Raw genomic sequence first — 13423 nt, forward strand, 5'->3', positions numbered from 1 at the left:
CGAAGCGGGTGCGCTGCTCCAGCCGCTGGGCCTCCAGCAGCTTGCCGTTTTCGACCATCCAGTCGAGCGTCTCCTTCAGCTCGGCCTTGATGCCGCCGATGGCCGGGTTGAGCGTGGGCCGGGGGGTGACGTAGTGGCTGGCGGCGTAGACGGTGACCTCGGTCAGGTCCGCCGTCTTCTTGCCGGTCAGCGGGTCGAACTCCTGGATCGCCTCCACCTCGTCCCCGAACAGCGACACGCGCCAGGCCCGGTCCTCGAGGTGGACGGGGAAGATTTCGATGACGTCGCCGCGCTTGCGGAACATGCCGCGTTCGAAGGCGGCGTCGTTGCGCTTGTACTGCAGCGCGATCAGATCGGCCCTCAGCTTGGCCTCGTCGATCTGGTCGCCGACCTTCAGCGTGAAGGTCATCGCGGTAGAGGTCTCGACCGACCCGATGCCGTAGATGCAGCTGACCGAGGCGACGACAATCACATCATCCCGCTCCAGGATCGCCCGCGTCGCCGAGTGGCGCATGCGGTCGATCTGCTCGTTCACCGAACTGTCTTTCTCGATGTAAGTGTCTGTTCTGGGTACGTAAGCTTCCGGTTGGTAGTAGTCGTAGTACGAGACGAAATACTCGACCGCGTTGTCCGGGAAGAAGCTTTTGAACTCGCTGTAGAGCTGGGCGGCGAGGGTCTTGTTGTGGGCGAGGATCAGGGCGGGGCGCTGGGTCTGTTCGATGACCTTGGCCATGGTGAAGGTCTTGCCCGAGCCGGTGACGCCGAGCAGGACCTGGTCGCGTTCGCCCGTCTTCGCCGTGGCGACGAGCTCGGCGATGGCGGCGGGCTGGTCGCCGGCGGGGGTGTATTTCGTCTCCAGCCGGAAGGGGATGTGCTTGCGGTCAGCCGGGCGGTCGGGGCGGTGCGGGACCCAGTCGGAGGGCTTGCCGGGGGCCTCCTCGGGCGTCAGGCGCGGGCCGGTGACGGGGGCGAACATCGGCATGCGGTTCTTCGCCGCCGCCGGATCGTGGAGGAATTTCGCCGGGGCCTCGGCGAGACCCGACTGGCCGGGGACGTGGACGGGCTTGCTGGGGGAACGGGCCATGAACGCAATCTAGGGGGCGGAAGCCGACAGCGCCACAACGTGCGGACGGCGCGCGGGCTGCACTGCTGACAGCATGGTGGCAGGAGGGTGGCGGCAGGACGGGTGAGCAGGGCCGGAAACCGCCAGCGCGCGCGGGCGGCGGCGCCATGTTATCCGTTCACCAGAGGAGCCCCCCCATGACCGCCTTTCGCGAGCTGCACCGATCCGGCCTGCTGATCCTGCCCAACGCCTGGGACGGAGGCTCGGCGGCGCTGATGCGCTCGCTGGGGGCGAAGGCGATCGCCACCACCAGCGCCGGCGTGGCCTGGGCGCTGGGCTGGCCGGACGGCGACGCCCTGCCGATCGGGCGGGTGGTCCAGGCCGCGCGGGATGTGGTGCGGGCGGCGCAGGGGCTGCCGGTCTCCGTGGACTTCGAGGGCGGCTATGCCGACGACCCGGCCGAGGTCGCCGCCTCGGCCCGGCAGGTGGTCGAGGCCGGGGCGCAGGGCATCAACATCGAGGACGGCGGCGGATCGCCGGAGGCGCTGGCGGCCAAGATCGCGGCCATCCGCGCGGCGGTGGGCCCGGATCTGTTCATCAACGCCCGCTGCGACCTATGGCTGAGGGGCGTGGGCGAGGCGGCGGGACGGGCGGCCGAGGCGACGCGGCGGGGCGCGATCTACCGGGCCGCGGGGGCGGACGGGTTGTTCGCGCCGGGGCTGGTCGATGAGGCGGGCATCGCCGAACTGGTCAGGGCGACGGACATGCCGCTGAACCTGCTGGCCTTTCCGGGCCTGCCGGACGCGCGGACGCTGGAGCGGCTGGGCGTGCGGCGGCTGAGCGCCGGGTCCGGCATCGTCGGGGCGGCGCTGGGCCGGGCGGCGGCGCTGACCCGCGGCTTCCTCGACGACGGCCGCTCGGCGCCGCTGTCCGAGGGCGCCCTGGGCTGGGGCGAGCTGAACGCCATGATGCCGGAGGCGCGATGAGGGAGGCGCCCGCCCGTCTGACCCTGTCGTGGCTGGACAGCCCGATCGGCCCACTGGCGCTGGCCTGCGACGACGGCGGCGTCGTGCGCGGCGTGTCCTTCGGGGACGGGCTGATCAAGGCGATGCGGCGCGAATATCCGGCGGCGGCTCTGGCCGACGGCGAGACCCCGGCGGCCGTGGCGCGCACGATCGCGGCCTATTTCGCCGGCGACCGGGAGGCGCTGACCCGGACGCCGTGGTCGCTGGAGGGCGCGGCCGCGGGCGACGGCTTCCAGGCGCGGGTGTGGCGGGCGCTGGCCGAGGTGCCGGCCGGCGTGACCATCAGCTACGGCGAGATGGCGCGGCGGGCGGGCGAGCCTGGGGCCGCCCAGGCGGCGGGGGTGGCCCTGAACCGCAATCCGATCCCGCTGGTGCTCGCCTGTCACCGGGTGATCGGCGCCGACGGCGCCCTGGTGGGCTTCGGCGGCGGTCTGGAGCGCAAGGGCTGGCTGCTGCGGCACGAAGGGGCGCTGCTGATCTAGAACTGGGCCCCGGTGGTGGGGATGGTGAAGGCACGCGCCACCCGGTCGCGAGCGGCGACGACATCCGGCCGCGCGTAGGCCGCGGCCAGCGCCTCGCCGACGCGGCGATCATAGTCGGTAGCCCGCTGGATCACCTGATAGCCGTGCAGGGTTCCCACGCCGCTGTCGGCAAGGGTCTCGTCGGCGAGGATCAACAGCAGCGTGTCCGCGGCCCCGTCGGCATCGCCGCGGCAGGCCTGGGCCTCGACCCAGGTCAGCGGCGCATCGCGCCAGTTCTGCGCCATGTGGGAGAAGGCGGGCGCCGCCGTCGCCTGATCGCCCATCGCCTCGGCGGCGCAGCCCCGCACATGCATGGCCTGCATGACGCCGTAGCCCGTGGCCATGTCGGGGTCGACCGTCTTGACGGTGGCGATGGCCCGGGCGTTGTCGCCGGCCCTGAGGTAGAACCAGCCGAGGTTGATCGTCTGGCTGACGTTGGCGCCGCCCAGGCCCTCATCCCGTTTCGCGGCCGCCTGCATCTGCACCACGGCCTCCTCGATGCGGCCGAGGTCCATCAGCACGCGAGCCCGGGTGTCCATGATCCAGGTCAGGGCTCGGCCGTCGTCCGATCCGGCCTCCGGCGGCGGCAGCGCCAGCACGGACTCGGTGGCGGCAAGCGCCTCCTCCAATCGGCCCCGGGTATGCAGGCTCGAGGCGTAGGCGACGCGCGCCTCGTAAGGCGCGCCGGGGGCGGCGGCCTCAACCCGTTGAGCCTCCAGTTCGGCGTCGAGGATGGCGGCGATGTCCAGTTCGGGCATGCCCGCGGCGGCGCGCAGCACATCGTAGCGGCGCATGGCGTGCAGCTGGAGCAATGCGCCCGAGCTGCTGACCCGCTCGACCAGCGGCACGGCCTCTTCGAGCCGGTCCCGTTCCAGCAGGTCGTCAACAAGCCGGACCCAGACGCCGGAATCGTAGCGGGCCCGCCAGCCAGAGTCCCGAAGCGCGGAGCGGAGAGCGAACGCCGCCTCGGGGTCGACGTCGGGATTCGCCTCCAGCTGGAAGATATAGTCGGCCGCGAGGTCCTCGATGACCTCCGGATGGCGGTCGAGCAGGGTGATCATGGCGCGCGCCGCGCCGGTCATGTCGTCAACGCCCGCATGGGCCCCGATGCGGTTGAACCAGATGTTCACGGACGCCCCCTCCCGCTCGGAGGACTCGATCAGGTAGGGGAGCGCCGCCGCATACTGACCTTCGCCCGCATAGAGCAACCCCAGCAGGTTGCGGAGCGCTTGCCGCCGGGCCAGGGGTTCGCGTTCGAAATCGGGGTGATCCGCGATGAGCTTGCTCAGGGCGAGCGCCGCCGGGGCGTCCTCCGTATTGATCGCCGCTCCGAGCTGAGCCCAGAGATCGGCGATGGCCTTCGTCGGGGCCGTCTGCGGGGTTCTCGCGAGGACAGGCGAAGGCGTAGGCGCCGCAGCGGGCGCAGGCGCGGACATGGCCGAAGCCAGAAGCAACTCAAGGATCATGAAGCCCTCCCCCTGCGCCACCGTAACGCGAGGAAGAGGCGCGGGAAAGCCGTCCCCGTTCCCTCGCCCCCCTTCTTCAAATAGGAGGGCGAGGCTGGCCGCGGGCCTAGCGCCTTACGCTCACCCGCGCTTCCAGGTCGGCCCAGCGACGGGTCAGGTCGCGGAGCTCGTCACGGAGACGGGCGGCTTCGGAGCGGGTGATGGAGCCGTTGCGCTCGGCGGCGGTGATGCGGGCCTCGAGTTCGGCGGCGCGGGGGTCGTAGCCGTAGCCGCCGTCATTGGCGACGTTGCCGATGCGGCGGTCAAGATCGGCGAGGCGGTCGGTCAGGTCCTGCTGTTCGCGGATGCTGAGGCCGTCGCGGCGGTAGTCGGACTCGAGCCGGACCAGGGCGTCGAAGTCGGCGCGCAGCCGGGTCCCCTCACTGCGGGTCAGGGTGCGGTCGCGCACGCCCAGATCGACGCGGGCGAAGAAGGCCGCGCGCTGATCCGCCAGCGGCCGCCAGCCATAATCCATGTCGTCATCGTCGCGACGTTCATCGCCGACGCGCTGTGAGAGAGCCCGGTAGCGGTCGCGCAGCTCGCGGCGCTCGGTCGTGGTCATCCGGCCGTCAGCGGCGTAGCGGGTCTCGAGCTGGACCAGGGCGTCGTAGTCGTCGCGGAGGCGGTCGGCCTCGAAACGGCTGATCGATCCCGCGCGGACGCCGGCGTCGATGCGGGCGTCGAGATCGGCGCGGCGCTGATAGAGCGGCCTGCGACCGCGGCTCCAGTCCTCGTCGAGCACCTGATCGCTCTGGTCCGCCGTCTGCACGCCGAACAGGGCCCCGAGCAGGGCGCCGAAGACATCGCCCGGCTGGTCCTGCGCCGGCCCGTAGCCCTGGCCGGGCCCGGAGGCGTCCTCGGGATAGAGCGGGCCGACCGTGGCGGTGGGGCCGCTGCAGCTGAGCACGCCGTTGCGGTTGGTGATGGCGCTGCGGCAGTCGACGCTCCGGATCGAACTCCAGCGGAAGCCGCCCTCCGTCCGGCATTCGGCCGAGACATAGCCGTTGGGCAGTTGCTCCACGTTGCGGCACGAGGCGGGTACGCCGGCCGGGCCGGACTGGTAACTGGTGTAGGGCGTCTGGGCCTCGGCCGCGGCGGCGGCGGACAGGGCCAGGGCGCCGGCCGCGAGGGCCGACAGTGTATGGATCGCGGTCATGGGAAAGCTCTTTCCGGCGAATGCCTTGAACAGAGAGAACGGGGTTCCGGGACGAAGGTTGCCACTGGCGCGGCAAGCGCCCCCTCCGCTTCGCAGTCCTCTCCCGCGCGCATCGGGGGAGACGCCCCTCCCCTCGCCTGTCCGGCTCAGCTAGTGCTGGGCCATGACCGTCCTGCCGCTGAACGAGATCCTTCTGCTGCTCGCCGCCCTGACCGCGGCCGGGCTGGCCGGCGGGCTCATAGCCGGGCTGTTCGGCGTGGGCGGGGGCACGGTGATCGTGCCGGCCGTCTTCTATGCCTTCGAGGTGCTGGGGGTGGGCGGCGAGAGCAATCTGCATACGGCCATAGGGACGTCACTGCTGACGATCGTGGCCACGTCATGGCGGTCCCTGAAGGCTCACCGGACGCATGGGGCGGTCGACGAGGTGGTGCTGAAGACCTGGACGCCGTGGGTGGGGTTCGGGGCGCTGGTGGGCGCGGGGGTGGCGGGCGTCACCTCGATGGAAGGGCTGGCCGTGGTCTATGGCGTGTGCCTGGCCGGCGTGGCGGCGCAGCTGGGGCTTATGCCGGAGCGGTATGTGCTGCGGCCGGACCTGCCGACAGGCTGGGGGCGGCGCGGGCTGGGAACGGCGATCGGAGGCCTGTCGGCGATGATGGGGATCGGCGGCGGAAGTTTCGGCGGCATGCTGATGACGCTGTGCGGGCGGCCCATCCATCAGGCGGTGGCGACGGCTTCGGGGTTCGGCGTGGCCATCGGGACGGCTGCGACCGCCGGGTTCGTGGCCTTCGGCTGGGACGCGGCTGGACGGCCGCCGCTGTCGCTGGGCTACGTCAACGTTCCCGGAGCGGTGGTGATGGCCGTGCTGACCACCGCCGTGGCGCCGTGGGGCGCGAAGCTGGCCCACGCTCTGGACCGACGCGTGCTGAGGAAAGCGTTCGCCCTGTACCTGCTGGCGGCCGCCGCGATGGTGCTGGCGAAGGCGCTCTAGGGGCGCAGGGTCAGCCCTGCCGGCGTGGCGCTGAACGAGGACAGCCGGCCGAGATAGCTCATGCCGAGCAGGGAATGCGGAAGGCCGTGCTCGACGACCAGGGCGCGCACGGCATCGACCCGCGCGCCGGCGACGGCCACGGCCGTCAGTTCCACGGGCGCGGCGCGGACCGGCCCCGAGGCGGTCGCCACGGAACCGGAGAAGTCGGCCGCGGAGAGCTTCAGGCCGAGGCGGGCCGCGTCGGCGGGGGTCAGGACCACGACGGTGGCGCCGGTGTCGACCATGACACGCACCACGCGGCCTTCGATGACGGCGTCCGCCCAGTAGTGGCCATCGGCCGCCTTGAGCACCTGGCCGGGCCGGCCGGAGGCGGGCGCGGAGACGACCGGGGGCGGTGTGGCCGCATGGGCGGAGCCGCGCAGGCCCGCCTGATCCATCCACCAGGCGGTGGCCAGGGCGGAGGCGACGGCGAAGGCCATGACGGCCGCGGAGGACAGATCGAACCGCATGCCCCCTTGTCCCACGGCCGCGTTGGGATGCGGTGAAGAGGGATGGTTGGCGGCGGGTAAACGAGGAGGCAGCAGGCAGCAGGCAGCAGGCAGCAGGCAGCAGGCAGCAGGCAGCAGAATGGCGCCGCCGGAGCGTGGGTCTATCCTTGATCTTCTGTCGCCTGCTGCCTGCTGCCTGATGCCTCCCTCCCCGGCAGCTCCGCCATGATCCGCGCCCGCTCGGCCTCGGTGAAGCCGCTCCAGCCGCCGATTTCGAACAGGGTGCGCCAGCAGCCGAGGCACAGGCCCGAGGCGCCGTCGACGATGCAGACCTTGACGCAGGGGGTGGCGATGGAGCGGGGCGGCTGGGTGGTCGGAGACATCCGCGGACTATGACCCGGGCGGACGGCCGGACTCCAGCCTTCCCTGTGGAGCGGCCGGGGCGCCTACGCATTGACCCGGAATTGTGCCCGAGCGGCGATTGCGGCACAGCTACGTCATGACCCTGATCCAGACGGAACGACGCGGCGCCATCGAGATCTGGACGCTGGACCGGCCCGAGCGGCTGAACGCCCTGCCCGATCTCGAGGACGGCGAGGCCTTCGCCCGCGCCTGCGCGGCGGTCAACGCCGACGCCGCGGTGCGCTGCGTGGTGATCACCGGCGCGGGCCGGGCGTTTTCGGCGGGGGGCGACCTGAAGGCGATGCGCGACCGCCGCGACCTGTTTGAAGGTTCGGGAGCGGAGATCCGCGAGCGCTATCGCCGGGTGGTGCACCGGATCGTGCGGTCGCTGTACGGGCTGGAGGTTCCTCTCATCGCGGCGGTGAACGGCGCGGCCATGGGGCTCGGCTGCGACATCGCCGGGCTGGCTGATATCCGCATCGCCTCGAGCGCCGCCACGTTCGGCGTGCCGTTCCTGAAGCTGGGCATCCTGCCCGGCGACGGCGGAGCCTGGCTGCTGCCGCGGAACGTCGGCTACGCCCGGGCGGCGGAGATGCTGTTCACCGGCGAGACGATCGACGCGGCGACGGCGGAGCGCTGGGGGCTGGTCAACCATGTGGTCGCGCCCGAAGCCCTGATGCACGAGGCGCTGGCGACGGCGGAGCGGGTGGCCGCGCACGGGCCGCAGGCGCTGCGCATGGCCAAGACCCTGCTGCGTCAGGGCCGCGACATGAATTTCGACCAGATGCTGGAGATGACCGCGGCCATGCAGGCCCTGGCGCATCTGACCGATGACCACGCCGAGGGCGTGGCGGCCGTGCTGGAGAAGCGGCCGGCGTCGTTCAGGGGATCCTGAGGAGCCCGGCGGGCGGCAGGCCCTAGCCCGCCCGTGCGGGCTGACGCATGGCGCGGCCGGCGGGGACGCCGACGGCGGCCGCGCGGGGAGCGCCGGCGGCCTGGCCCGGCTTCATGAACTTGACCAGAACCCGCTGGCCGATCAGCAGCGGCGCGTCGCCGGCCGTGACCACCACCTCCACGACCCGCTCGTCGGAGCGCTGGGACGGGTCGTCCGACGCCAGCTTGCGGGCTCCGAAGACGGCGGCGCGGCGCAGCACGGCTCCGACATAGACCTTCGAAGGATCGCCTTCCGGCGTGATTTCGACGGCCTGACCGACAGTGACGTTGGGGATGTCGCTCTCGACGATCTCGGCGCGGGCGATGCGCGGGGAGTCCGGCTCGAGGTCGAACATGGTCGAGACGTTCAGGGTCGAGGCGCCGGCGCCGGGGTTGGCGTAGCGGCGCACGATGCGGCCGCTCTGCGGCGCGCGGATCACGGTCAGTTCGACGTTGTAGGCGGCCTGGTCGCGGCGGGCGCGGGCGGTCTGGACCGCGGCCTGCTGCGAGCCCAGACGGGCCTGGGCCTGGGCGATGGCGTCGCGGGCCTGGTCGAGCCGCTGGGCGGCGACGAAATTGGTCTCGACCAGCTTCTGCAGGCGGTCGTACTCGCGCTGGGCGGTGCGGATGTCGACCTCGATCAGGCGCAGCTGGCTCTCGGCCTGGGCGACGTCAGCGGCGGCGCTCTGCAGGGCCAGGCGCGGTTCGTCGTCTTCCTGGCGGGCGAGAATCTGGCCGGCCACGACGCGATCGCCCTCCTGCACCAGCACCTCACGGACCACGCCGCCGCGACGGGCCGCGATCTGGATGATGCCGCCCTCGACGTCGACCTTGCCGTTGGCGATGGCGGCGTAGGGGCTCTCCACCTTCTGGGCCGCGGCCTGCTCTTCCTCCGCCTTCTTCTTCGCGGCCCCGGCCTGCATGAAGTTGTAGCCCACAAACGCCACGACGATCAGGACGACGCCGATCCAGAGCCATTTGTTCTTGAGGAAGCCGGGCATGGGTTCAGTCCTTGGGTCGGTCAGTGCGAGGCCAGGGTGGCGTCGGGATTGGGGGTGCGGCGCTGGTCGTCGATGATCACGCCGTCCTCGATGTGGATGACCCGGTCGGCCCAGGCCTCGAGGCGCGGGTCGTGGGTCACGCAGATGACGGCGGCGCCGTGTTCGGTGGCGGCCCGGCGCAGCAGGCGGATGACGATCTGGCCGTTCTCGCCGTCCAGGGCGGAGGTCGGTTCGTCGGCGAACAGAATCTGCGGGTCCTTGGCGAGGGCGCGGGCGATGGCCACGCGCTGCTTCTCGCCGCCGGACAGGGAGGACGGCTTCTGGTGCAGACGCGGCCCGAGGCCGACCTCCTCCAGCGCCAGTTTGGCGCGGCGCCTGGCGTCAGCCTTGGACAGGCCCTGGAACTTCAGCACCACCTCGACCTGCTGCAGCGCGGTCAGGGCGGGGAACAGGTTGAAGCCCTGGAAGATGAAGCCGCAATGGTCGAGGCGGAACTTGTCGATCCGGCCGGAGGAGAGCTTCCACAGATTGTCGACGTCAAGGGTGTCGACCCGGCCTTCCTCGGGGCGGAGCAGTCCGGACAGGGCCGCGATCAGCGTCGACTTGCCCGAGCCGGAGGGGCCCATGACCATGGTCAGGTCACCGTGCCGCGCGTCGAAATCGACGCCCTTCAGCACCTCGATGAAGCTCTTGCCGGACTTGAAGCGCTTGACCAGGCCGGTGGCCTCGATGGCGGCTTCGCCGTGCTTGCCGTGAACCCGGGTCGTCATCATCGCAGCAGGTCCGCGGGTTGGCTGTTCTTGAGGATGCCCAGCGAAAGCAGACCGGACAGCATGGCGATGATGATCAGGCCGCCGCCGACGACGACGAGCAGGACCGGCGGCAGGGCGATGATCACGGCGTTGGCCATGGCCAGCATCTGCACCAGCCAGGTGAGGAAGATCGCGGCCGCGACGCCGACGCAGCCGACCCAGAAGCTCAGCTCCATGACGATGCGGCGCAGCGAGCCCATGCCGACGCCGAGCGCCCGCAGGGAGGCGAACTCCTTGATATTGGCCATGATGGCGCCGCGCAGGGTCTGCCAGGTGATGGACACGCCGATGATGGTGCCCAGAACCACGCAGCCGCCGATGATGATGACGAGGATGCCTTCCTCGAACATCGCGCCGGCGTTGGCGTCCGCCAGCTCCTGACGGGTCCAGGCCTTCCACTGGCCATCGCCCTGGGCGTTCAGCTCGGCGGCGACGCGCTGCGCCTGGGCGGGATCGCGCAGCTTGACCATCAGGGGGCCGACGCGCGGACCGGTGTCGGCCTGACCCACCATGCGCAGCGTGTCCCGGGACATGATGATGGTCGCCTGCATCATGTTGGGATAGCCGCGGGTCACGCCCACGACCGTGACCGTCTGACCGTTGTAGAGGGCCTTGTCGCCCAGCTTGACGCCCAGCTTGGAGATGGCCGTCTCGTCGATGGCGACGGTGTAGGGCTGGCGCAGGGCGTCGACGAGTTCCTGCGAATAGTCGGTCGGAATGGTGACCGCGCCGGGGGTCGTGTCGATGATGCTGGTCTGGACGAACTCCTGTCGCGGGGCGCCCATCTTGGCGCGGTCGGCCTGCGACATGGTCGGGTCGACGTTCTTGACCGACTGGAAGGAGCCGCCGGCGCCGTCGAGCGGCTGGACCTCGACGACCTCGGGGTTTCGATAGGCCAGGGGGATGAAGCGCCGCGGCACGCCCGACGGCCCGCCGATCAGGCTCTTGGCGCCGGGCTGCATGATGATGATGTCCGCGCTGGACCGCTCGATCGTGGCGGTGAAGCCCTTGCCGATGCCGATGAAGACGCCCGTCATGGCCAGCACCAGCAGGCCGGACAGGGCCAGCGCCAGCACCGCCGCCATGTAGCGCCGCCACTCATAGAGCAGGGTGGAGAGTGCAAGCGACATCGAAGAGACCGGCCCCCGGGTTACGCCGCTATCTGACGGCGCCGATGGTTGGGGCCAAGTTAAATCGGGTTAAGGCCGTGTTGGATGGTGTTCGTTCATCGGCGGTTGCTAGGATGCGCCATTCATACCGGCGGGAGCCGGTCGACCTGAGAGCACAAGCATGATCCTCCGTTCGCTTCGTTCCGCCGTCTCCGCGACCGCTTCCCTCGCCGCGGTGGCCGGCGTCATGGCCGTCATGGCCGCGCCCTCGGCCGCCATGGCCGACGAGGGCATGTGGACCTTTGACAACTTCCCAATCCAGACGGTGAACCAGAAATACGGCGCCCGGATCGACCAGGCGTGGCTGGACCGGCTGCGGCTGGCCTCGGTGCGCATCCAGGGCTGTTCGGCCTCGTTCGTCTCGCCCGAGGGGCTGGTCCTGACCAACTGGCACTGCGTCGTCGGCTGCGCCCAGGAGCTGTCGGACGCGCAAAAGGACTATGTGAAGAACGGCTTCACCGCCGCCGCGCGCGAGGACGAGATCCGCTGCCCCGGTCAGACCGCAGAAGTGCTGACCGAGATCGTCGACGTCACCGCCCGCGTCCAGGCCGCAGGCCAGGGGCTGGAAGGCGCCGCCTTCAACGCCGCGCGCCAGGCCGAGGTGGCGAAAATCCAGAACGAGGCCTGCGCCGAGGACCCGAAATTCAGCTGTCAGGTGATCAGCCTGTACCGGGGCGGCCAGTATAGCCTGCACAAATTCCGCAAGTACGACGACGTGCGGCTGGTCTTCGCGCCGGAGAACCAGGCGGCCTTCTTCGGCGGCGATCCGGACAATTTCAACTTCCCGCGTTACGCCCTCGATGCCGGCTTCCTGCGGGCCTACGAGGATGGCGAGCCGGCCGAAACGCCGAACTTCCTCAAGTGGAACGCCGAGGCGCCGAAAGAAGGCGACGTCACCTTCGTGTCGGGCAACCCGGGCTCGACCTCGCGCCTGCTGACCATGAGCCAGCTGGAGCGGCTGCGCGACCAGCAGCTGCCGGTCACCCTGATCCAGAACTCCGAACTGCGCGGCCGCCTGCTGGAGTATTCGCTGACCGGGGACGAGGCCAAGCGGGTCTCGTTCGATCCGATCTTCGGTCTCGAGAACAGCTTCAAGGTCTACTACGGCCAGCAGGGCGCCCTGACCGACCCCGCCTTCATGGCCAGAAAGCGCGCCGAGGAGGACGAACTGCGCGCCCGCGTCGCGGCCGATCCGACCCTGGTGCAGCAGATCGGCGATCCGTGGGCCGACCTGACGCGGGTCCAGGCCACGGCGACCGAGCTGTATCTGCCCTATCGCCAGCTCGAGCAGGCCGCCGGCGGCGGCTCGCAGCTGTATTCGTGGGCCCGCAGCCTGGTCCGCGCCGCCAAGAATCCGGCCATGACGGAAGCCCAGCGCACCCGCATGGCCGAGGCCATTGGAACGGACACGCCCGTCTCCGCCGAGATGGAAGAGATCCGGATGCGCTACTGGCTGTCCAAGACGCGCGAATACCTGACGGTCGACCATCCGCAGGTGAAGGCGCTGCTCGGCCGCGAGAGCCCCGAGGCCCTCGCCGACCGGCTGATCTCCGGCACGAAGCTGGCCGATGCCGACTTCCGCCGGCAGGCGCTGGGGATGACCGTGGAACAGCTGTCGGCGGCCGATCCTCTGCTGGCGTTCGTCGCCGCGAACGACGCGGCGGCCAGGGCCATCGCGGACCGCTGGGCGGCCGAGGTCAATGCGCCGACCGCCCGCGCGGCCGAAAAGGTCGCCCAGGCGCGCTTCGCCGTTTACGGGACCAACCAGTATCCGGACGCCACCTTCAGCCTGCGCCTGTCGTACGGCGAGGTGAAGGGCTGGACCTATCGCGGCGTGACGGTGCCGCCGTTCACCTACATCGGCGGCCTGTACGATCGGGCTACCGGTTCGGAACCGTTCAACCTCGCCCAGGCCTTCGCCGACAACGAGGCGCGGGTGAACAAGGATGTCGTCTACGACTTCGTCTCGACCAATGACATCATCGGCGGCAACTCGGGCTCGCCCGTGGTCAACGCCGAGGGCGAGGTGATCGGCGCGGCGTTCGACGGCAACATCCACTCGCTGGGCGGCGCCTTCGGCTACGACGGCGAGCTGAACCGTACGGTGACGGTGTCGACCGCGGCGATCACCGAAGTGCTGCGCACCGTCTATCCGAACCCGCGCATCCTGGAGGAACTGGGGGTCGAATAGGCCAAAAATCCTTCTCCCCTCGGGGAATAAGGTGGCTCGCAGAGCGAGACGGTTGAGGGGGCTGGTTGACGCCGGCCCCCTTTTTCCGTTCTGGATGCGGACAGAGCCCCCTCATCCGAGCCCTTCGGGCCCACCTTCTCCCCCGCAGGGGAGAAGGAAGGAGAAGTCC

At 70.6% G+C, this 13423-nt stretch carries 13 protein-coding genes; 5 read left to right on the forward strand and 8 right to left on the reverse strand.

From position 1 onward, the window contains the following. A partial coding sequence (locus VGD32_RS10970; RefSeq protein ID WP_331031924.1) for a DEAD/DEAH box helicase family protein occupies positions 1 to 1084 on the reverse strand: 1084 nt, incomplete at its 3' end. 176 nt (positions 1085 to 1260) lie between these two features. Between VGD32_RS10970 and VGD32_RS10975 the strand changes: the two genes are divergently transcribed. Next, the gene (locus tag VGD32_RS10975) at positions 1261 to 2049 is read left to right on the forward strand and encodes an isocitrate lyase/phosphoenolpyruvate mutase family protein (RefSeq protein ID WP_331031925.1); all 789 of its coding nucleotides are present in this window, start codon (positions 1261 to 1263) and stop codon (positions 2047 to 2049) included. Beyond that, a complete protein-coding gene (locus tag VGD32_RS10980) occupies positions 2046 to 2570 on the forward strand; it encodes a methylated-DNA--[protein]-cysteine S-methyltransferase (RefSeq protein WP_331031926.1) in 525 nt (174 codons plus the stop codon). The genes VGD32_RS10975 and VGD32_RS10980 overlap by 4 nt, the downstream gene beginning before the upstream one ends. Here VGD32_RS10980 and VGD32_RS10985 read toward each other — a convergent pair. After that, positions 2567 to 4075, reverse strand: a complete 1509-nt coding sequence (locus VGD32_RS10985; RefSeq protein ID WP_331031927.1) for a hypothetical protein — start codon at positions 4073 to 4075, stop codon at positions 2567 to 2569. The genes VGD32_RS10980 and VGD32_RS10985 overlap by 4 nt on opposite strands. A 106-nt stretch (positions 4076 to 4181) precedes the next feature. Further along, entirely contained in the window at positions 4182 to 5270 is a 1089-nt protein-coding gene (locus tag VGD32_RS10990) for a hypothetical protein (protein ID WP_331031928.1), read from the reverse strand. 163 nt (positions 5271 to 5433) lie between these two features. Here VGD32_RS10990 and VGD32_RS10995 point away from each other — a divergent pair, with 163 nt between their 5' ends. Then, a complete protein-coding gene (locus tag VGD32_RS10995; protein ID WP_331031929.1) occupies positions 5434 to 6258 on the forward strand; it encodes a sulfite exporter TauE/SafE family protein in 825 nt (274 codons plus the stop codon). Here the strand turns inward: VGD32_RS10995 and VGD32_RS11000 are convergent. Together VGD32_RS11000 and VGD32_RS11005 are read right to left on the reverse strand one after the other, a co-directional pair. After that, a complete protein-coding gene (locus VGD32_RS11000) occupies positions 6255 to 6767 on the reverse strand; it encodes a TIGR02281 family clan AA aspartic protease (protein ID WP_331031930.1) in 513 nt (170 codons plus the stop codon). The genes VGD32_RS10995 and VGD32_RS11000 overlap by 4 nt on opposite strands. 140 nt (positions 6768 to 6907) lie before the next feature. After that, entirely contained in the window at positions 6908 to 7129 is a 222-nt protein-coding gene (locus VGD32_RS11005; protein WP_331031931.1) for a DUF1289 domain-containing protein, read from the reverse strand. 116 nt (positions 7130 to 7245) lie between these two features. Here VGD32_RS11005 and VGD32_RS11010 point away from each other — a divergent pair, with 116 nt between their 5' ends. Further along, positions 7246 to 8043, forward strand: coding sequence for a crotonase/enoyl-CoA hydratase family protein (locus VGD32_RS11010; protein ID WP_331031935.1), 798 nt, complete (start codon positions 7246 to 7248; stop codon positions 8041 to 8043). A gap of 22 nt (positions 8044 to 8065) precedes the next feature. Here VGD32_RS11010 and VGD32_RS11015 read toward each other — a convergent pair whose 3' ends face one another. The 3 genes from VGD32_RS11015 to VGD32_RS11025 are packed head-to-tail and all read right to left on the reverse strand — an operon-like array spanning position 8066 to position 11024. Next, positions 8066 to 9082 (reverse strand): HlyD family secretion protein, encoded by a 1017-nt coding sequence (locus tag VGD32_RS11015; protein ID WP_331031932.1) that lies wholly within the window; start codon positions 9080 to 9082, stop codon positions 8066 to 8068. Positions 9083 to 9102: 20 nt separating this feature from the next. After that, positions 9103 to 9852 (reverse strand): ABC transporter ATP-binding protein, encoded by a 750-nt coding sequence (locus tag VGD32_RS11020; RefSeq protein ID WP_331031936.1) that lies wholly within the window; start codon positions 9850 to 9852, stop codon positions 9103 to 9105. Next, the gene (locus VGD32_RS11025; RefSeq protein WP_331031933.1) at positions 9852 to 11024 is read right to left on the reverse strand and encodes an ABC transporter permease; all 1173 of its coding nucleotides are present in this window, start codon (positions 11022 to 11024) and stop codon (positions 9852 to 9854) included. The genes VGD32_RS11020 and VGD32_RS11025 overlap by 1 nt, the downstream gene beginning before the upstream one ends. A 160-nt stretch (positions 11025 to 11184) precedes the next feature. On the opposite strand from VGD32_RS11025, the gene VGD32_RS11030 reads away from it, so the two are divergent. After that, a complete protein-coding gene (locus tag VGD32_RS11030; protein ID WP_331031934.1) occupies positions 11185 to 13254 on the forward strand; it encodes a S46 family peptidase in 2070 nt (689 codons plus the stop codon). The last annotated feature ends 169 nt before the right edge of the window (positions 13255 to 13423 follow it).

It is taken from the genome of Brevundimonas sp. (genome assembly GCF_036402095.1).
Classification (GTDB): Bacteria; Pseudomonadota; Alphaproteobacteria; order Caulobacterales; family Caulobacteraceae; genus Brevundimonas.